This is a genomic window from Burkholderia mycopellens (genome assembly GCF_964265025.1).
GTDB lineage: Bacteria > Pseudomonadota > Gammaproteobacteria > Burkholderiales > Burkholderiaceae > Burkholderia.
On sequence record NZ_OZ183804.1, the window covers coordinates 810,015 to 827,921 of the forward strand.

Genomic DNA, 17,907 nt, shown 5'->3' on the forward strand with positions numbered 1-17,907 from the left:
ATTTCAACCTCGCTATGTGGAAGACCGTATATGAGCACCATGCATTTGAGATGTGAGATGGGGCTCGGTGTACTGCGGCTTGGGAAATGGATCAAGGTAGTGTCATCGCGCCTCCTTCAGTAAGCGTGCCAACCTGGCAGTTACCCGCTGCGGCGTGATCCCGATCGACCGCATTGGGTGCGGAGGATGAGGCATAGGATCGCAATTGCCGGCGGGACATGCCGAACGTCGCCTGGAGCATGTCGCGCGGCCATGCATGTGCGATCGCGTAGCTGACTGCGGCGCGACGTAGGGCTAAATAGACACCCCAGGCTGACGGAACCTCTATCTGGCCGTTGGCGTCGGCTTGTAGCCTCCACGGTTTGTAAGCGGCGTGTGGAATGATTACGCCTGTCTGGCTGCAGAACCGGGCGGGGGCGGCGGGCAGATAGACGCGCCTTCCACCGACGCGTGCGACGAGGTCGAACATGGTCTCGAATCCAGCCGATTTCGCAAGCGATGCCAGGATCAACGGGAGGTAGTCCAACACGAGTTCGTGGTGCCTCTGGCAAAACAGAACCGAGGTCTCGCGCAGGTTGCCCCCGAAGAAGGCGTCACCGCTGAAAAGTCGCGCGAGAAGTGCCTCTTCCCCGTTCAGCTCGTGGCTCAAATCGTCGCCCGCACGGATTGCTCTCATGGCTCGCTCGTTCTTGTCTGATGAAAACAGACTACCGAGTTTCCGGGAAGCGATGTAGGGGGAACGCCGCCCCTAGACGTAGAGAGGTGGCCGCGCAAATTCGGACAATCGGATAAGTGGTTTGGCCGAGGCCTGAGCCAGCGATAATGCTGGTAAAGGAACCAAGGAAATGACGAAGAGAACCGGACGCACGCACTCAGCGGCGCTCAAAGCGAAGGTGGCGCTGGCAGCGGTTAAAGGCGAGCACACGCTGGCCGAACTGGCGCAGCAGTTCGAGGGGTAATCGTACTTTTCGAGCAAAAAATGGCGGTGGCCAAGCACGGAATTGCTTCCGGCAACGCTCTGTGCTTTGTGTGCTTGCTGCCACCGCGACGGTAGCCAACGCATTGACTGACAACGACTTTCGTAACCGAACCGCCAGAAATTGCACGGAAAGTATGATTACCCCACACAGGCGTCCGGAACTTCATAGGCCTTGGCTGCGGCGACGGCCTGTGCGATCTGCTCCCTGAGCGTGTCGAGAGGAATGACCGCCGGCTTGACTAGTGACCCCTGCATTGCTTTTCCACGGCGTTGCATGTGTTGGGATTTTGACAGCTTCTGGAGCGAAGCAGCCGCTCCACTGTCGGCTGTGCGGGTTGATCACCGACGGCTTCTGGCCGGCAAGCACCCTGCCCTTTCAAGTTACCGAATTACGTCAAATTAATTCGTAGTCTGCGTTATGTGCCGCAATGTCTTTGGCAGCATGACAAGCGGACGAGACCGTATGCGCTCTTGACCTCGTCTCCGTCTGGTCCAATCGAATAACGACCGATACCGCCCATTGGCGCGGCAGTCTTTCCCTGCCCATAAACCCATGTACAATCGCGCGCCATGAACGCACTTCGCCGCTTCCTGCTCCGGCAAGGCGTCGCGCGACAGCTTCTGTGGGGGTTCCTCCTTGTAACGCTGCTGTCCCGGGCGCTGATGTCGAGCGCCCTAATGCTCGATCCGGATGGTCCGGATGCAGGCTCGGTGGTGCTGTGTTCGGGCCGCGGCCCGCTGATTGTCAACGTGGCTGCACTCGCTGCCCGATTCGATGCGGATGCGCCGATCACACCGGCCAACGATGCGTTCGTGCTCGCCGGCGCGCTGAAGCATGATGCCCATGCCGGCAACGCAGCGTCGTCCGCCGGCGGCGACGGCCTCTGCGCATTCGGTGCGGCGCTGTTCACGGCGCTCGCGTCGGTCGCGCTACTGGCTCTGTTGTTTCCCGTCGCGGCACCTCCACGGTTCCGGATTCATTTCGACTTCCCTCGCGTGGTGCGGTCAATATTCGACGATCGCCCGCCCTGCCGCGCCCCTCCTCTGTTCTGCTGATCGATTTGCCTGATGGTCCGCGTACGTCGACGTGCGCGGATCGTCACGTCGTTCGTTTCACATCATCCGATTCAAGCGATCACCCGACAGCGCCCGCCGCTCCGGCGACGTCGCCATGCGCGCCATGACCGTCCGCGCATGACGTGTCGTCGTCCGTTCCGCCGGCGTGCGCACGCGAGTGTGCCGCGCGTCGACGGCGGCCGGCCCCGAGCCGGCCAGACCGATCGACGAGCACGAGGAACTGACACCATGTCGACCACCGCCTTGCGGGCCCTCTCGCCCGCCCAATCCGCCCGCGCCGGCTACCGGACGCTCTGGCGCCGGCACTTCCATGCCGACCTGTTCAACACGTTGCCCACTTCCGTCATGAAGCGACTTTTTCGGATCCAGTCGTTCGCGGGACGAATGGCATGCGGCATCGCGCTCGCCGTGGCCACCGCGAATGCATGCGCTGCCGACGCCCCACCCTCGGCCGCCACGCAGATCGCGCAACTGCTCTCCCGCACCTACGACGGCCCCGACAGGCATGTCGTGACCGAGGCCGTCGCCCTTGCCGGCAAGTTCGCGCCGATTGGACACAGCGCGACATGGCCGGCCGTGCGCTGCTGCGCGTCGTGAACGACCACTGGACGATCGTCGCCTGCGGCGGCGCTGCGTTGAAGGATCCCGCGTGGCTGAAGGATGCCGGCGTGCCGTCATCGGATGTGCACGTGCTGCTGTCCCGTCTCGCGGATGCCGAGCGGCCGATGCGTCCGGTCACGGTCGCGCGTTTCGACCGATTCCGCATGCCTTCCGACGTGTCGTCCGCATCGGGTGCCGCCCCGCATTGACGTCACGTCCCGGCGTGCCGTGGCCGCGGCACGCCGGGAATCCTCCCGATTCCAATCAACCGAACCAGAGCTTTTTGATGAGCATCCGACACACCCGGAAAGCGTGGCTTGCTCCCGCATGCATCGCGATCGCGATGACCGCGCAGGCCGAGCCCGCCGCACAACCTGACGCCGAGCGCGACGACGGCGAGCCTGTCGATACGCGCGGCGGCCGCACCCACGCCGCACCGAAAACCGGTCCGACCACGACCACGACCACGACCGGGACCGCGACCGCGACCGCGACCGCGACCGCGACCGCGACCGGCGACTCTACCTTCATACTCGGCACCATCGACGTAAGCGGCACGCGTACCGGCGCATTGACGTCGAGGAACATCCTGACCTCGGTCGACCGCGTCGACGCCGAGCATCTGGAGAACCAGAACGCACGCAGTCCATGGGAGCTGTTCGGCCAGTTACCGGGCGTGCTGCTGACTGATTTCAACCAGGGCACCACTTCAGGCAAGCTGTCTTTTCGCGGCTTCAACGGCGAGGGCGAGATCAATGCGGTCAAGCTGCTGATCGATGGCGTGCCGTCGAACAGCAACGACGGCAACATGCCGTTCATGGATGCCGTGTTTCCGCTCGAAATCGACTCGCTCGAGACGGTGCGCGGCACCAACGACCCGCGCTACGGGCTGCACGCGATCGCCGGCAACGCGTCGATCGCGACACTCACGGGTGGCACCTACGCGCGCGGCCGGATCGGCTATGGCAGCTACGACACGTTCGATGCGGAAACGGTCGCCGGCCATGAAACCGACACGTTCTCGCAGAACTACGCGTTCGGCTACCGCCAGTCGGACGGCTATCGCGATCACTCGGGATCGGACAAGGTTGGCGTGGCCGGCAAGTGGTTCTACAGCCCGACAGCCGACGTACGCGTCGGTTTCTCCGCACGCTACGCGCGCGTGTCGGCCGACGAGCCGGGCTACCTGAGCGGTGCGGACGCCCGCGCGAATCCGCGCACCTCGTATGCGTTCAACTCGACCGATCAGGCAACTCGCGAAACGGGGCAGTACGCGCTGTACACCGACGTGAATCTGACGAATCGGCTGTCGTGGTCGACGATCGCATACCTGAACACGTTTCGCGAGCGCCGCTGGGTCACGTTCTCTTCGGCGACCAGCCAGCAGGAGCGTTTTTCCGACGAGCGACATCTCGGCTTCCTGAGCACCCTGACGTTCCGTCCGCGCGTGAACGGGCTACGCGATTTTGCGCTGGAGGCCGGCGTGAGCGGCGAGTGGCAGGACGATGTCAGCCGGCGCTGGCTCACCGACCACCACGCGCGCACATCGCAAACCCGCGATCAGGCGTTCTCGTACGACACCTGGGGCGCTTACGTGCAGGCCGTCGTGAAGCCGGTCGAAGCCCTGAAGATCGTGCCGGCCTATCGCGTCGACGTGTTGAGCGGGCATCTCACCAACAACCTGAGCGGCGCGCGCTACAACATGAACGGCTATGGCGTGATCGGCCAGCCGAAAATCAGCGCGGTCTATACGCCGTGGCACGGCTACAGCGTGTACGGCAACTACGGTCGTTCATTCCAGGTCGGCGTCGGTGCCGGCGCGTACAAGATCCCGCCGCGCACCGGCGATCTCGCGCCGTCGATCAACGACGGCTGGGAACTGGGCGTGAAATTCCAGCCGGCGGACTGGCTTGACGGCCGCGTTGCCTACTGGGAACAGCTCGCGACCAACGAGGTGCGCCGCAAGCTGAACGACCCGACCGGCGACTACGACAATCTCGGCAAGACGAAGCGCCACGGGGTCGATCTGCAGGCCAACCTGCGGGTGGCGCGGGATGTCGGGCTGTGGTTCGGGTACACGTACCAGATGGCGCGCATCGTCGATCCGGGGCCTGCGAGCCCGGCGAGCGCCGGCAAGCAGGTCGATCACGTGCCGAACCATCTGTTGTCGGCCGGGATCGACTGGCGGGCAACGCCCGAACTCGACGTGTCGGCATGGGGCAATGCCCAGAGCGCGTACTACCTCGAGCAAACCAACTCGACCGGCCGCTTCGGCGCGGCGGTGACCGTCAACGCGCGAGCCGCCTATCGCGTATCGAAGCGGGCAACCGTCGAGCTGCAGGTGACGAACCTGTTCAACCGGTTCAACGAATACGTCTGGTACGACGGCTCGCAGACACTGCACTCGCCCGCGCCCGGCCGGGCCGCGTTCGCGTCGCTGACCGTGCGCTACTGAAACGTCACGGCATGCGTTCAATCGAAAAAGGGAATTTCCGCATGGTTACGATGGCATGGCACTACACGGTCATGTTGCACTTCGAGTCCATCATCATGAGCGAAGTCATCATGCCGAAAGCGCTCGACATGGCACCGGAAGCGAAACCTGTCGCGTGGTTTTCACGCAATCCCTACTGGGAGAAAACGGCCAACGGACGGGCGATCGACCCGGGCACCGGTGATCGCGTGACATTGACGATGTGGCAAACGCGCCAGGCCGGCGGTGGACTCGTCCGCTTCGGGATCGACGCGACGAAGCTGCTTCACGATCAGGCACTCTGGCGGCGGGCGCGGATCGAGGACACGGCACGCGACGCGCTCGTCGCAGCAGGCGTGCGTCAAGGCGCGGATCCGCTCGAATGGTACGGATCGGTCAAACCCGTTCCGGTCGAGCGGCTCGTCATCGAGTCGCTCGACGATACGTACCGCTGGCAGACGTTCAAATGGTAGAAGCATGCCGGTGCGTATCGGCACCGGCATGCTCGTTTGCCGCGCTTACTTCGCCATCGTTCCCGGCGCCTTCACCGTGCACTGCGCGGTGACTTTCTCGCCGTCGCCGAACGTGAAGGTGAGCGGCAGCGTCGTACCGACCTTCAGTGGATGCGTCGGTTGCTCGAGCATCACGTGATAGCCGCCCGGCGCGAACGACAGCGTGCCGCCGGCCGGTACCGTCGCCTTGTCGACCATCACCATGGTCGACGTGCTGCCGTTCGATTGCGTCTGGTGCAGCATCGCCATGCCGAAAGCATCGCTGTCGACGCCAGTCAGGTCGATCGGGTTGCCGCTGCTGTTCTTCACGTTGAAGAAGCCGCCCGACGGCAAATTGCCGGGCATCCCGCGAATCCAGCAGTCGGAGACGGCGACCGATTGTGCGGGCGCCGCATGCACGACCGGCGACAATGCGGCGACGGACAGGAAAGCGAGCGCAGCAAGCGTTGCTTTCGTGATATTCATCGTCGATCCTCTGTCATGAATGGTTGGATAACGAAGGGGCCCCTCCCCCAGCTTTGTTCCGTGGGCAAACGTATCGTCAGGACGCGCCCGCCGTCGGCGCGGTATGGCCCAGCAACGCTGCAAGCGCCAGGACCGCGACCATGACGACGGCCTCGACGGCAAGCGCCCTGTCGAAGCGGTGTTGCGCGGCCGGATAACCCGTATCGTGCCGTTCGGCACGCAAGCGCAGATCGGGCAATACGACCAGGCGGTTCCAGCCGCCGAGCAACGCCGCGAATGCGACGCACGTGAGCTTCGCCGCGAGCACGCGGCCCCAGGCTATGCCAAACAGCGCCGCGCCGGTGTGCGCCGTATCCTGCAGCACGTTGTAGAGCCCCGTGACGAGCACGACAGCGAATGCACCGGTCGCGAGATGGGAGAGCGCCGAGCAAAACGCAGCCGTCTGCTGCGCCGATCTGCGTTGGCTCGTACGCCGTGCCATCGCGCAGCCTGACTTGGAGCGTCGCTACAGGCGGCCACTGCCCGCTCCGGCACGATCCGGACGACACTCCGTCAATGAATGGCAATTCGCTGCCAAACAGGGGGCAAGGAAAGCGTGCCTTCAGCCTTGGCGATACCGGTACGCCTGACGCACCTGTCGGCGTCCGGGAAGGCAGCGGGGAATCCGATTCCCCGCCGCGCTTCGATACTGCTCAGGCGAGTTCTACCGGACCGTGGTCGTCGCAATGATCGCCATGCGGGTGATGAAGATGGCCGTTGACCAGGTAGTCGACGTGATCGCCATGCGGTACCCGCTCGTGTCCACAGCCGGGGCCGTGGATGTGGCCCGGTTCATGGCCGCCGCAACCCGGCGTGCACTGGTCGGGATTGTTTGCACTGACCTCGACCTTGTGTTCGTCGACATGATCGCCATGCGGATGATGTAAATGGCCATCGTGCAGATAGTCTACGTGGTCGCCGTGCTTGATTGCGGTGTGTCCGCAGCCCGGGCCATGCTGATGGTCATGGTGAGCATGATGAGGTTCGTTGCATGGGTTCATGCTTGTCTCCTTTGTCCGCACGGGAACATTCGATGACCACCTGTCGATGCCCCATCGAAAGCGGCTTCGACGGGGGAACCAGCCTGGCCCGGCTCTGCGCCATCAGGAAGCGAAACCGGAACGCGTGGCACGCCTCCCAACAATACTCCCGGCCGACCATGAGGGCCAGTCGGCATGGCTGCGTCGAGCGAAACTCACCGACCTGCAACAAACAGGGTCATTGTGCACGACGAATGCAATGTTATATCATCTCCATCTTGGCGTGACGCGTACGTCCTGTTCGCTCACGCCGGCAAGAGGCTTCCCGTAGACGGGAAATGGCGCCCCAGAAATGATATGTTATAACGTTTCAAATCATTTCGACGTGCCTTTCAGCGTGCTCTCGCGGGAAAAAAAACGACCCACATCCCGAACCGCACAATGAAAATCAACCGCCTGCTACTGTCTCAGGCCGCCATCCTGGCGTTCGCCGCGTTCCTCCAGGCTGAAGCTTTCGCCGCCGATGCCGGCGCGACCCTTGCCGGCACCGTCGCCGATACGCAAGGTCACGCGCTCGTACACGCCCGGATCACGCTCCAGGATGCTGACGGCCACGCAGTCGCGCACGCGCAGTCCGGTGCCGACGGCCACTTCCGGTTCGACAATGTCGCGCCCGGCACCTATGTGGCAGTCGTCGACGCGCCCGGATACACGACCGGCACGAGCATCTCGACAGTCGCAGCAGGCAAGGCACCCGCCCCGGTCGACGTGACGCTCGGCAAGGACGCCGGCACGCTGGACGTGACGGTGAACGCGAAACGGCTCGATCGCGCGCGCAACGGGCTGCTTCCGGAAGTCGGCGCCAGCGTCTACCGGTTCTCGCGGGCCGACATCGAGACACTGCCTCAAGGCGAGAACACGCCGCTCAATCAGGTGCTGCTGCAAGCGCCGGGCGTTGCCTACGATTCGTTCGGACAACTGCATGTTCGTGGCGATCACGCGAATCTGCAATACCGGCTGAACGGCATCATCATTCCCGAGCCGATCAGCGGCTTCGGCCAGTCGCTCGACTCGCGGATCATCGACCAGGTGAACCTCGTCACCGGCGCGCTGCCCGCGCAATACGGCTACCGGACGGCCGGCGTCGTCGACATTCGCACGAAATCCGGTGACACCGGCAACGGCGGCACGATCGACGTCTACGGCGGCAGTCATCAGACGATCCAGACGAGCGCCGACGTATTCGGTTCGAACGGCCCGCTCAGCTATTACTTTTCCGGCACGCTCGGCGAAAACAATCTCGGCATCGAGGCGCCGACATCGAACGGAAATCCGCTGCACGACCACACGCGGCAAGGCAACGCGTTCGGCTACCTGTCGTATCTGCTGAATCCATTCACGCGCGCGAGCCTGATGTTCGGCACAACGAGCAATCGCTTCGAGATCCCGAATACCCCCGGCATCGCGCCCGCGTTCACGCTCAACGGGAACTCGACATTCGACTCGGCCGCGCTCAACGAGACGCAGGCGGAACTGAACAACTTCGCCGTGCTCGCCTTGCAAGGCACGAACGGCGGCGCGCTCGACTATCAGGTTGCGCTCTTCACGCGCTACACACGCACGAAATTCAATCCCGATCCGGTCGGCGATCTGATCTTCAACGGCGTCGCGTCCGACGACTTCCACAGCAACCGCGCGAACGGTGCCCAGGCGGACTTCACCTATCGACTGAACGACAGCCATACACTGCGTGCCGGCCTGATGTTCGAGCGCGAGCACGCGGTCTTCAACAACAACGTCGCCGTATTTCCCGTCGACGCCAACGGCAATCAGCTGTCGGATCAGCCGACCACGATTTCTGATTCGAACGACAAGTCGGGCTACCTATATAGCCTCTACGCGCAGGACGAGTGGAAGATCACGCCAAAGCTGACGCTGAACTACGGCCTGCGTGTCGATCGCATGAACGAATACGTGCAGGCCGGGCAGTTGAGTCCGCGTATCGGCCTTGTCTATCAGCCAACGGAATCGACGACGCTGCACGCAGGCTACGCGCGTTATTTCACGCCTCCGGCGTTCGAACTCGTGTCCGATTCGACGATCGGCACCTTCAATGGCACGACGAACCAGAGCCCCAGCGCGCAGAACGATCCCGTGAAACCCGAGCGCAGCCACTATTTCGACATCGGCATCACGCAGCGGCTCACACCCGCGCTCACGGTCGGGCTCGACGCGTACTACAAGAAGGTGTCCGATCTGCTCGACGAGGGCCAGTTCGGCACCGCACTGATCTTCACGCCGTTCAACTACCAGTACGGTCGCGTATACGGCCTCGAATTCACGTCGAGCTACAAGCAGGGCAACGTTTCCGCGTATATGAACGTCGCGTATAGCCGCGCACAGGGCAAGAACATCGAGTCCGCGCAATTCAACTTCGGTCCCGACGAGCTCGCTTACATCGCGAACAATTGGGTGTATCTCGATCACGACCAGCGCATCACGGCATCGTTCGGCGGTGCGTATACGCTCGGCAAGACGACCTTCAGCGCCGACGGCATCGTTGGAAGCGGCCTGCGGAGCGGCTTTGCGAATACCGATCGCCTGCCATGGTACGCACAGGTCAATCTCGGCGTGCTCGAGCACTTCGAGGAACCGATCGTCGGCAAATTCGACGCGCGCGTCTCGCTCATCAATACGTTCGGCCGCGTCTATGAACTGCGGGACGGCTCGGGCATCGGCGTCGGCGCGCCGCAATTCGGACCGCGGCGCGCGATCTACGCCGGCCTGACCAAACACTTCTGAGCTCCAGATCACACGAGGTAACACACGATGAATGAATGGGCAGGTTTCACGGATGCGTTGCGCATCGGCGGCTGGGTCGTTTATCCGCTCAGCGCGCTCGCGATCATCGCACTTGCGATCACGCTCGACCGTGCATACGTGTTCTGGCGCTTCACGAGCGGGCGCGGCAGCGCTGCCCGCGCCCTGCCGGAGCGGCACGTGACACGTCGACTCGCCGCGATCTTCGATCAAGGTACAACGCCGCTCTGGCACGTCGAAGCAAAGCTCGATGCCGCCGCGCAGCAGGTCGAGCGCGACATGAGCCGCGGCCTCTGGCTGCTCGAAACGATCGTCACGGCCGCACCGCTGCTCGGCCTGCTCGGCACGATCGTCGGGATGATGCGCTCGTTCCGGCTGATTGGCGGCGACGGGCTCGTGAGCCCCGCCGGCGTGTCGGGCGGCATCGCGCAAGCGCTCGTCGCGACTGCGATCGGCCTCGTCATCGCGCTCGTGTCGCTGTTCGCATTCAACTATTTTTCGCGACGCGTCGACAGATTGATGGACGATCTCGAATCGTTCGCGAACGAACGGCTCGCCGAAATGCGGCTGGCGCGCGAACAGGCGGGGACGGCGTCATGAAGCTGCGCCGCTCGCGCACATCAAGGCGCGGCCGTATCGAGATCATTCCAATGATCGACGTGATGTTTTTCCTGCTCGCGACATTCATGCTGACCTCGCTCGCGATGCAGCGTCTCGACGCGGTCGGGATCAATTTGCCGCGTGGACACGCACAGCAGTTGCAGGCGGATCGGCCATTGACGCTGGCGATAAGCCGGACGAACCAGATCTTCGTCAATCAGCAACCGGTGTCGCTCGACCGCGTGAACGGTACCGTCGCCCATCTGCTCGGCCGGAATCACGATATTGTGATCGCGGCGGACGACGGCGCAACGCATGGCATCGTCGTGCAGGTGATGCTGGAAGCCCGGCGGGCCGGGGCCGAGCATTTTCTCATCGCGGTTCATCGTGACTAGGAACGCGCTCGAATCAGGTTCGGCGCCCGATCGTGACGGGCGTCGGTTCGCGGGAACGATCGCGCTCGCCAGCGTGATCTGGGGTGCGTTTCTCGTGAGTTCGACGCGGCTATTCTCCGGCGACGAACCGGCTCCGCACACCCCGGATTCAATTCAGATGCAGCTGGTCGAACTGCCGCCAAGCGCGCCACCCACGACGCATGCGGCATCGAAAGCGGCACCCATCGAACACACCGTATCGAAGCCTGTGCCGCTACGGCCAGCGCAGGCGCTCGCGCCGGTTCGGCCTGCTGCCGCCGCGAAGCGGTTCGATCCGGCTTCATCGCACGACGCGCTGCCAACGCAACAACCGGTTGCGTCAACGGAGACACACACCGCGCATGCGGCACTCGACGATGCGCGGCCTGCCTCTGCGACGAAAGCGGACACCGCCACGACTCATTCTGCCTCGGCGGGCAATGCGCAGGCACGTCTGATTTCGCAGCCGCTGCCCGAACTACCCGACGATCTGCGCGAGCAGGGATATCAGGCGATGGCGGTCGCGCGCTTTCTTGTCCACGCAGACGGCACGTTCGATATCGATCTTGTCAAACCGACGCAGAATCCTCGACTCAATCAAATCCTGCTCGAGACGCTGCGCCGATGGCGCTTTTTCCCCGCGATGGAAAACGGGCATCCTGTCGAGAGCCAACAGGACGTGCGCGTGCATTTCAATGTGAATTGAGCGATTGGGGTTACCCGCGCGAAGCAGGGGTACGCGCAAACCCTCGCAGTAATGGCAATGCGCAGCGCGTTGTCGCGGCGATCCGGGCCGACAGTCGATATTCGAGTGTGAATCCTGTCGGCTCCGGCCGCCACCAGGTAACGGAGCCGCCCCGAGAGGATGCCGAGCGCCTGACGACGGGCGCACCCGGCAAGTGGTTCGGCAAAGGACCGTTGCTTTTGGGGCTGAGCGCCAGCCCTTGTCGCAGCCAGACCGGCCTCCAGCGGCAAAGTGCACGAAAATCGGGAGAACCCCTGATGTGCATCAATCTGGTTGTCACCACACGGATTACCGAGAACCAGCGCCATTCTGACGTGACCGTCCCCGCCCTCACCTCCCAGCCGCCCCGCCGACAAGCTCCTTGATCACGATCAATCGTCGGCAGGATGCGTCGCAGTAAATATTGGCCGTGGCCTTTGCCCGCGACTCGGCTCCGTACTGCACGGGCCTGTACACGGGCGCCCCCAACCGCGACTAAAACCGATGAACACAGCATCGATCGCCAGTGCATCCAGCCGACAGCTTCCCGGACGCGTCGTCGCAGTCCGCGGTGCAGTGGTCGATATCGCGTTCCCGTCCGGCATGCTGCCGCCGGTGGATACCGCGATCTCGATCGAAATCGATGGCGGGAGTTCGATCGTCGCGGAAGTCCAGGCCCACCTCGATGACCGGACGGTCCGCGCACTGGCGATGCAGTCGACCAACGGATTGCCGAGAGGCGCGTCGGCGCAAGCGTCCTGTCAGCCGATTGCGGTTCCGGTCGGCAAAGCCGTACTCGGACGCCTGATCGACGTGATGGGTACGCCGGGCGACCAGCGCGAACCGCTTCCGGTCGATGTCCAGCGCCGTCCCATTCATCAACCGCCACCGGCATTGTCCTCACAGGACAGCGCAACCGGCATCTTCGCGACTGGCATCAAGGTCGTCGATCTTCTCGCCCCGCTCGCCCGGGGCGGCAAAGCGGCGATGTTCGGCGGCGCCGGCGTGGGCAAGACCGTCCTCGTCATGGAGCTGATTCATGCGATGGTCGAGCGCTACCAGGGCATATCGGTGTTCGCCGGCGTCGGGGAGCGCTCGCGAGAAGGCCATGAACTGCTGGTGGACATGCAGCATTCCGGCGTGCTGCCAAAGACCGTGCTCGTGTACGGTCAGATGAACGAACCCCCGGGGGCGCGCTGGCGCGTTCCGCTGACCGCCTTGACGGTTGCAGAATATTTTCGCGACGAACAGCGCCAGAACGTGCTGCTCCTGATGGACAACGTATTCCGCTTCGTCCAAGCCGGCGCCGAAGTATCGGGTTTGCTCGGGCGGCTCCCGTCACGCGTCGGCTATCAGCCGACTCTGGCGAGCGAAGTGGCGGCGTTGCAGGAGCGTATTGTTTCTGTCGGCGGCGTCTCGATCACGGCGATCGAGGCGGTCTACGTTCCGGCGGACGATTTCACGGACCCCGCCGTCACGACCATCGCCGCGCACGTCGACAGCATGGTCGTCTTGTCGCGCACGATGGCCGCCGAAGGCATGTATCCGGCGATCGATCCGATCACCTCGTCGTCGATCCTGCTCGATCCGCTGGTGGTCGGCGCCGAACACGTTCAGGTCGCAACCGACGTGCGGCGTACGATCGAGCATTACCGCGAGCTGCAGGATGTCATTTCGCTGCTAGGCATCGAGGAACTGGGCACGGACGACCGCCGGATCGTCGGACGGGCCCGCCGTCTGCAGCGGTTTCTGACCCAGCCGTTCGCCGTCACCGAAGCGTTCACGGGTGTGCCGGGCCGCTCCGTCGCGATCGACGACACCATTGCCGGATGCCGCGCCATACTCGACGGCGAATGCGACGCGTGGCGGGAACAATCGCTGTACATGATCGGGACGCTTGACGAAGCCCGCGAGCGGGAGCGGGAAACAACATGAGCGCCGCTCTCCACATGACCATCGCGACGCCGGCCGGGATGCTGGTCGATACACCGGATGTCGTCGCCTTCCGTGCGGAGGATGCGACCGGCAGTTTCGGTGTTCTGCCCGGGCATACCGATTTTCTGACCGTGCTGTCACCCTGTGTCGTGCGTTGGCGTACGGCAGACGGCACGCGCCGGTTTTGCGCGGTAAGCAGCGGCGTATTGCGGGTCGTCAACGGCACGGACATCAGTATCGCGTGCCGTGACGGCGAACTCGGCGATGCGCTCGAGACACTGCAAGCACGCGTGCGGGAAACCCGAGAATCGCGTCTCGATGCGGCGCGCAGAGTGCGCGTCGAGCAAACGCGCCTCAATGCTCAAGCGATTCGGCAGATACTGAAGTATCTGCGTCCCGGTGCGCCGGATACGGCAGCCTGCCCTGACGGTATCGACGAGGGCGCCGGACATGAGCGGTGAACCCCGAAAGGATGCGCCTGCCCGATCCGGCCCGGAGGCGAAAACCCACGAGCCCGACGCGCCGGTACTCGAACAGACCGCTCAACGCGCCGTCCAGCGCGACAGACAGGCGCGTGACGTGCCGGAGCCGACACTGGGCTCCCGACTCGGGCAGATCGGCATGCTTGGCTGGATGATCGTGATCCCGGCGTTGCTGGCGTTATGGCTAGGGCATTGGCTCGACCGGCATTTTCATACCGGCGTGTTCTTCTCCGCGCCACTGCTGATGCTTGGCGCGGCGTTCGGTCTGTGGTCCGCATGGCGCTGGATGCATCGCCAGGGCCCAGGGAGCTGAAACATGATACCGATCCAGACGTGGTCCCTTCCCGTCCAGACTGCCGTCGGCGGAATGGCCGGCGGGATCGTCGGCGTTGCCTTTTTCGCGTCGCTACTCGTCAACGTGCGCTGGTATGCACGGGATGCGATCAGCATCGCCATCATCATGCATCTCGTGCGCTTCGGTACGCTCGCCCTAGTGCTATTTGGCCTCGCGCAAATCGGATACGGCGCGTTGCTGAGCAGCCTCGTCGGCATCATGCTCGCTCGCCGCGTGATGATCCGGTTGCCTGGAGGTTCGTCATGATGCATTCACCGCTCATGACCGAACCGCTGTTTCGCATCGGGGAGGTACCCGTCTCGACGCCGGTGGCAACCACCTGGGTGCTGATGGCGCTCATTGCCGTCGCCGCGGTCGCGATGCGCCGGCGACTGTCGCTGACGCCCGGCAAACTCCAGACAGCGGCCGAGTTGTTCGTCTCGACACTCGACAGCCAGTTGCAGGACACGATGCAAGTTGAACCCGCGCGTTGCAGAGCGTTGCTCGGAACGTTGTTCCTGTTCATCCTGACGTGCAACTGGTCCGGCGTGATCCCGGGTGTCGAGCCCCCTACCGCCCATCTTGAAACCGACGCCGCCCTCGCCGGCATCGTCTTCGTGTCGACGGTGCTTTACGGCATCCGCGAGCGCGGGCTCGCCCGGTATCTCGCGTCGTTCGCACAACCGACCTGGATCATGATTCCGCTCAATCTGGTCGAGCAGATAACCCGTACCTTTTCACTGATCGTGCGCCTGTTCGGCAACGTCATGAGCGGCGTGTTCGTGATCGGCATCGTACTGTCGCTCGCGGGCCTGCTGGTTCCGATTCCGCTCATGGCGCTCGACCTGCTGACAGGCGCGGTTCAGGCATACATCTTCACGGTACTCGCGGCGGTCTTCATCGGCGCCGCGCTCGGCGGCGAAGGCGCGCCCGCATCGCATCCACCGCAAGGAGCATCATGAACAACTGGATTCAACTGGCAAGCATCGTCGCGGCTGCGATCGCCGTTTCCTTCGGCGCAATCGGCCCGGCACTGGCCGAGGGCCGCGCCGTCGCTGCCGCGATGGATGCATTGGCGCGCCAACCGGAATCGGCCGGTACGATTTCACGAACGTTATTTGTCGGCCTGGCGATGATCGAAACCATGGCGATCTACTGTCTCGTGGTCGCCCTGCTCGTTCTGTTTGCCAATCCGTTTACCAAGTAAGCATTGACCATGCGAATCGACTGGTGGACACTCGGCTTCCAGACGGTCAACGTCCTCGTCCTGATCTGGCTGCTGTCGCGCTTTCTGTTCAAGCCGGTTGCCAGGATCATGGCCGATCGTCAGCAAGCCGCCGCGCGTCTTCTGCAGGACGCATCGGACGCTCGCGACGCGGCGCAGCAGGATCGCGACAAGGCGGCGAGAGATGTTGCCGAGCAAGAGGCCACTCGCCTGAAACGATCGAGTGCGGCCACCGTCGAGGTCGAGCACCTTAAGGCATCGCTGCTCGCCGACGCACATGCCGAGGCCGATGCGCTGAGAAAAGCCGCCGAGGCTGAAATCGAAGCGATGAAAAAAGACGCACTGCGTGACAATGCGGCGCGGGCCAGCCAGTTTGCGATCGACATCGCGGCCCGATTGCTCACGACACTCCCGGCCGGCTCGCTGGTGGAAGGCTTCATCGAGCCACTCGCCGAAGCCGTCCGGGCACTGCCTGCGGAGGACCGCGCACGCCTCGGCCGCGACGGCGAAATACTGCGCCTGATCGCCCCGCGTACGTTGCACGACGACGAGCTGGCCCGCTGTCGCTCGATGCTCGCAACGGCGCTGGGTCACGACACGCCGATACACACCGACGTCGATCCGGCCTTGATCGCGGGACTCGAACTCGTCGCGCCGCACGTCATCGTGCGAAACAGCTTTCGACATAGTCTGGAATCCCTGAAAAGCGACCTCATTTCCCATGGCGACGAACGAAACGCGTGACGGCACAGCCGACGCATGGCTGGCGCACGGCAGGACCGTGCTGGCGGCGCTGAATCTCGCACCGCAGGCGGAGTCGGTCGGGCGCGTCGAGCACATCGCTGACGGCATTGCACGGGTGAGCGGCCTTCCGCATGTTCGCCTGAACGAGTTGCTGCGGTTCGACGGGGGGCAGTTCGGATTCGCGCTCAAGCTGGACGTCGACACGCTCAGTTGCGTGTTACTCGACGCCGAAAGCGGCGTTGCGGCCGGCACGCGCGTCTCGGGTACCGGCCGCGTCGTCGAGGTGCCGGTGGGCTCGAACCTGCTCGGGCGCGTCGTCGATCCGCTCGGGAGGCCGCTCGATCGCGGCCAACCGCCGAAATGTTCGTCGTCCCTTCCGATCGAACGCGCCGCGCCGTCGATCATCGAACGCGCAGCGGTCTCTCAACCTGTCGAAACAGGCATCCTCTTGATCGACGCGCTTTTCGCGATCGGCCGCGGACAGCGCGAGCTGATCATCGGCGATCGGGCAACGGGCAAGACGTCCATCGCGGTCGACGCGATCGTCAACCAGAAGCATTCCGACGTGATCTGCGTGTACGTGGCGATTGGCCAGCGGGCCACCGCAGTCGAACGCGTCATCGATGCGGTTCGACGGAACGGCGCACCGGAGCGCTGTATCTTCGTCGTCGCATCGGCGGCCGATCCGCCCGGTCTGCAATGGATCGCACCGTTCGCAGCGTTCAGCATCGCGGAATACTTCCGCGACCGGGGTCAGCACGCACTCGTGGTCATCGACGATCTGACGAAGCACGCCGCAACCCATCGTGAGCTGGCACTCCTGGCACGAGATCCGCCCGGACGAGAGGCCTATCCTGGCGATATCTTCTACCTGCATGCCCGCCTGCTCGAGCGGGCCGCCAAGCTTTCCGCGGAGCGCGGCGGCGGCTCGTTGACCGCGCTGCCCATTGCGGAAACCGATGCCGGGAATCTCGCGGCGTACATTCCAACCAATCTGATCTCGATTACCGACGGGCAGATCGTGCTCGACGCCCACCTGTTCGCGGCCAACCAGCGCCCCGCCATCGATGTCGGGCTCAGCATCAGCCGGGTCGGCGGCAAGGCCCAGCTGCCGGCACTGAGAGCTGCGTCGGGACGATTGCGGCTCGATTACGCGCAGTTTCTCGAGCTCGAGATGTTCACGCGCTTCGGCGGGCTCAGCGATACCCGAATCAAGGCGCAAATCGATCGTGGGGAACGCATTCGCGCATTGATTGCGCAACCGCGATTCGCGCCGCTACGCCCGGTAGGCGAGATCGCATTGCTGTTTGCACTGGCCGACGGCGTATTCGATGCATGCGCACCGTCGGCGATCGCTGCGGTGCGAGTCGCTCTTCCCGCCCGCCTCGATTCGACCGGTATCGCGACCAAGCTCGGTCCCGTGCTCGTTGCCGGCCACAACGTGTCATCCGATGATCGCGCCGAACTCGTTCGCATCGTCCGCGATCTCATCCCGCAATCGGCGG

Annotated in this window: 20 protein-coding genes and 1 pseudogene; 17 read left to right on the top strand and 4 right to left on the bottom strand. The window is 63.8% G+C overall.

The window, feature by feature from the left end; translation table 11 throughout:
* Positions 1 to 91 precede the first annotated feature (91 nt).
* Positions 92 to 676 (bottom strand): hypothetical protein, encoded by a 585-nt coding sequence (locus ACPTTC_RS37605; protein ID WP_423396331.1) that lies wholly within the window; start codon positions 674 to 676, stop codon positions 92 to 94.
* A gap of 873 nt (positions 677 to 1,549) precedes the next feature.
* Here ACPTTC_RS37605 and ACPTTC_RS37610 point away from each other — a divergent pair.
* The 5 genes from ACPTTC_RS37610 (at position 1,550) to ACPTTC_RS37630 (ending at position 5,602) form a co-directional block, all read left to right on the top strand.
* Positions 1,550 to 2,035, top strand: coding sequence for a DUF2946 family protein (locus ACPTTC_RS37610; RefSeq protein WP_423396332.1), 486 nt, complete (start codon positions 1,550 to 1,552; stop codon positions 2,033 to 2,035).
* Between the two features lie 249 nt (positions 2,036 to 2,284).
* Positions 2,285 to 2,653 carry a hypothetical protein gene (locus ACPTTC_RS37615; protein ID WP_423396333.1) on the top strand — a complete coding sequence of 123 codons (369 nt, stop codon included), beginning with the start codon at positions 2,285 to 2,287 and terminating at the stop codon, positions 2,651 to 2,653.
* Positions 2,623 to 2,865, top strand: coding sequence for a copper uptake system-associated protein (locus tag ACPTTC_RS37620; protein ID WP_423396334.1), 243 nt, complete (start codon positions 2,623 to 2,625; stop codon positions 2,863 to 2,865). The genes ACPTTC_RS37615 and ACPTTC_RS37620 overlap by 31 nt, the downstream gene beginning before the upstream one ends.
* Before the next feature lie 77 nt (positions 2,866 to 2,942).
* On the top strand, positions 2,943 to 5,111 hold the full coding sequence (locus ACPTTC_RS37625; protein WP_423396335.1) for a TonB-dependent receptor: 2,169 nt from the start codon (positions 2,943 to 2,945) through the stop codon (positions 5,109 to 5,111).
* 95 nt (positions 5,112 to 5,206) lie between these two features.
* Positions 5,207 to 5,602, top strand: coding sequence for a hypothetical protein (locus tag ACPTTC_RS37630; RefSeq protein ID WP_423396336.1), 396 nt, complete (start codon positions 5,207 to 5,209; stop codon positions 5,600 to 5,602).
* A gap of 45 nt (positions 5,603 to 5,647) precedes the next feature.
* On the opposite strand, the gene ACPTTC_RS37635 is transcribed toward ACPTTC_RS37630, so the two are convergent.
* The 3 genes from ACPTTC_RS37635 to ACPTTC_RS37645 all read right to left on the bottom strand — a co-directional run bounded on the left by ACPTTC_RS37635 (position 5,648) and on the right by ACPTTC_RS37645 (position 7,146).
* Positions 5,648 to 6,106 carry a copper chaperone PCu(A)C gene (locus tag ACPTTC_RS37635; protein ID WP_423396337.1) on the bottom strand — a complete coding sequence of 153 codons (459 nt, stop codon included), beginning with the start codon at positions 6,104 to 6,106 and terminating at the stop codon, positions 5,648 to 5,650.
* A 76-nt stretch (positions 6,107 to 6,182) separates the two neighbouring features.
* The gene (locus ACPTTC_RS37640) at positions 6,183 to 6,587 is read right to left on the bottom strand and encodes a CopD family protein (RefSeq protein WP_423396338.1); all 405 of its coding nucleotides are present in this window, start codon (positions 6,585 to 6,587) and stop codon (positions 6,183 to 6,185) included.
* 211 nt (positions 6,588 to 6,798) lie between these two features.
* Positions 6,799 to 7,146, bottom strand: a complete 348-nt coding sequence (locus ACPTTC_RS37645; RefSeq protein WP_175952468.1) for a hypothetical protein — start codon at positions 7,144 to 7,146, stop codon at positions 6,799 to 6,801.
* Between the two features lie 420 nt (positions 7,147 to 7,566).
* On the opposite strand from ACPTTC_RS37645, the gene ACPTTC_RS37650 reads away from it, so the two are divergent.
* From ACPTTC_RS37650 to ACPTTC_RS37705, 12 genes and pseudogenes are all read left to right on the top strand, one after another.
* Positions 7,567 to 9,927, top strand: a complete 2,361-nt coding sequence (locus ACPTTC_RS37650) for a TonB-dependent receptor (protein WP_423396339.1) — start codon at positions 7,567 to 7,569, stop codon at positions 9,925 to 9,927.
* 27 nt (positions 9,928 to 9,954) lie between these two features.
* Complete coding sequence (locus ACPTTC_RS37655) at positions 9,955 to 10,545, top strand: MotA/TolQ/ExbB proton channel family protein (RefSeq protein WP_423396340.1); 591 nt, start codon at positions 9,955 to 9,957, stop codon at positions 10,543 to 10,545.
* A complete protein-coding gene (locus ACPTTC_RS37660) occupies positions 10,542 to 10,940 on the top strand; it encodes an ExbD/TolR family protein (protein WP_423396341.1) in 399 nt (132 codons plus the stop codon). The genes ACPTTC_RS37655 and ACPTTC_RS37660 overlap by 4 nt, the downstream gene beginning before the upstream one ends.
* Positions 10,933 to 11,664 (top strand): energy transducer TonB, encoded by a 732-nt coding sequence (locus tag ACPTTC_RS37665; RefSeq protein ID WP_423396342.1) that lies wholly within the window; start codon positions 10,933 to 10,935, stop codon positions 11,662 to 11,664. The genes ACPTTC_RS37660 and ACPTTC_RS37665 overlap by 8 nt, the downstream gene beginning before the upstream one ends.
* Positions 11,665 to 12,186: 522 nt before the next feature.
* A complete protein-coding gene (gene atpD, locus ACPTTC_RS37670) occupies positions 12,187 to 13,617 on the top strand; it encodes a F0F1 ATP synthase subunit beta (RefSeq protein WP_423396343.1) in 1,431 nt (476 codons plus the stop codon).
* On the top strand, positions 13,614 to 14,078 hold the full coding sequence (locus tag ACPTTC_RS37675) for a F0F1 ATP synthase subunit epsilon (RefSeq protein ID WP_423396344.1): 465 nt from the start codon (positions 13,614 to 13,616) through the stop codon (positions 14,076 to 14,078). Before atpD ends, ACPTTC_RS37675 begins: the two co-directional genes overlap by 4 nt.
* Entirely contained in the window at positions 14,068 to 14,412 is a 345-nt protein-coding gene (locus tag ACPTTC_RS37680) for an AtpZ/AtpI family protein (protein ID WP_423396345.1), read from the top strand. The genes ACPTTC_RS37675 and ACPTTC_RS37680 overlap by 11 nt, the downstream gene beginning before the upstream one ends.
* 3 nt (positions 14,413 to 14,415) lie before the next feature.
* Positions 14,416 to 14,700 (top strand): ATP synthase subunit I, encoded by a 285-nt coding sequence (locus ACPTTC_RS37685; RefSeq protein ID WP_423396346.1) that lies wholly within the window; start codon positions 14,416 to 14,418, stop codon positions 14,698 to 14,700.
* Positions 14,697 to 15,395, top strand: coding sequence for a F0F1 ATP synthase subunit A (locus ACPTTC_RS37690; RefSeq protein ID WP_423396347.1), 699 nt, complete (start codon positions 14,697 to 14,699; stop codon positions 15,393 to 15,395). Before ACPTTC_RS37685 ends, ACPTTC_RS37690 begins: the two co-directional genes overlap by 4 nt.
* Complete coding sequence (locus tag ACPTTC_RS37695; protein WP_124496478.1) at positions 15,392 to 15,640, top strand: F0F1 ATP synthase subunit C; 249 nt, start codon at positions 15,392 to 15,394, stop codon at positions 15,638 to 15,640. Before ACPTTC_RS37690 ends, ACPTTC_RS37695 begins: the two co-directional genes overlap by 4 nt.
* A 9-nt stretch (positions 15,641 to 15,649) precedes the next feature.
* Positions 15,650 to 16,402, top strand: a complete 753-nt coding sequence (locus tag ACPTTC_RS37700) for a F0F1 ATP synthase subunit B (protein ID WP_423396348.1) — start codon at positions 15,650 to 15,652, stop codon at positions 16,400 to 16,402.
* Positions 16,380 to 17,906 (top strand): annotated as a pseudogene (locus ACPTTC_RS37705) (F0F1 ATP synthase subunit alpha); the annotation flags it as partial. The gene ACPTTC_RS37700 and the pseudogene ACPTTC_RS37705, both read left to right, overlap by 23 nt.
* Between the last annotated feature and the right edge of the window lies 1 nt (position 17,907).

What these genes read in the sequence shown, in the direction of transcription:
- ACPTTC_RS37605 (WP_423396331.1), bottom strand. Translation starts at nt 676, where the DNA reads ATGAGAGCAATCCGTGCGGGCGACGATTTGAGCCACGAGCTGAACGGG.
- ACPTTC_RS37610 (WP_423396332.1), top strand. Translation starts at nt 1,550, where the DNA reads ATGAACGCACTTCGCCGCTTCCTGCTCCGGCAAGGCGTCGCGCGACAG.
- ACPTTC_RS37615 (WP_423396333.1), top strand. Translation starts at nt 2,285, where the DNA reads ATGTCGACCACCGCCTTGCGGGCCCTCTCGCCCGCCCAATCCGCCCGC.
- ACPTTC_RS37620 (WP_423396334.1), top strand. Translation starts at nt 2,623, where the DNA reads ATGGCCGGCCGTGCGCTGCTGCGCGTCGTGAACGACCACTGGACGATC.
- ACPTTC_RS37625 (WP_423396335.1), top strand. Translation starts at nt 2,943, where the DNA reads ATGAGCATCCGACACACCCGGAAAGCGTGGCTTGCTCCCGCATGCATC.
- ACPTTC_RS37630 (WP_423396336.1), top strand. Translation starts at nt 5,207, where the DNA reads ATGAGCGAAGTCATCATGCCGAAAGCGCTCGACATGGCACCGGAAGCG.
- ACPTTC_RS37635 (WP_423396337.1), bottom strand. Translation starts at nt 6,106, where the DNA reads ATGAATATCACGAAAGCAACGCTTGCTGCGCTCGCTTTCCTGTCCGTC.
- ACPTTC_RS37640 (WP_423396338.1), bottom strand. Translation starts at nt 6,587, where the DNA reads ATGGCACGGCGTACGAGCCAACGCAGATCGGCGCAGCAGACGGCTGCG.
- ACPTTC_RS37645 (WP_175952468.1), bottom strand. Translation starts at nt 7,146, where the DNA reads ATGAACCCATGCAACGAACCTCATCATGCTCACCATGACCATCAGCAT.
- ACPTTC_RS37650 (WP_423396339.1), top strand. Translation starts at nt 7,567, where the DNA reads ATGAAAATCAACCGCCTGCTACTGTCTCAGGCCGCCATCCTGGCGTTC.
- ACPTTC_RS37655 (WP_423396340.1), top strand. Translation starts at nt 9,955, where the DNA reads ATGAATGAATGGGCAGGTTTCACGGATGCGTTGCGCATCGGCGGCTGG.
- ACPTTC_RS37660 (WP_423396341.1), top strand. Translation starts at nt 10,542, where the DNA reads ATGAAGCTGCGCCGCTCGCGCACATCAAGGCGCGGCCGTATCGAGATC.
- atpD (WP_423396343.1), top strand. Translation starts at nt 12,187, where the DNA reads ATGAACACAGCATCGATCGCCAGTGCATCCAGCCGACAGCTTCCCGGA.
- ACPTTC_RS37675 (WP_423396344.1), top strand. Translation starts at nt 13,614, where the DNA reads ATGAGCGCCGCTCTCCACATGACCATCGCGACGCCGGCCGGGATGCTG.
- ACPTTC_RS37680 (WP_423396345.1), top strand. Translation starts at nt 14,068, where the DNA reads ATGAGCGGTGAACCCCGAAAGGATGCGCCTGCCCGATCCGGCCCGGAG.
- ACPTTC_RS37685 (WP_423396346.1), top strand. Translation starts at nt 14,416, where the DNA reads ATGATACCGATCCAGACGTGGTCCCTTCCCGTCCAGACTGCCGTCGGC.
- ACPTTC_RS37690 (WP_423396347.1), top strand. Translation starts at nt 14,697, where the DNA reads ATGATGCATTCACCGCTCATGACCGAACCGCTGTTTCGCATCGGGGAG.
- ACPTTC_RS37695 (WP_124496478.1), top strand. Translation starts at nt 15,392, where the DNA reads ATGAACAACTGGATTCAACTGGCAAGCATCGTCGCGGCTGCGATCGCC.
- ACPTTC_RS37700 (WP_423396348.1), top strand. Translation starts at nt 15,650, where the DNA reads ATGCGAATCGACTGGTGGACACTCGGCTTCCAGACGGTCAACGTCCTC.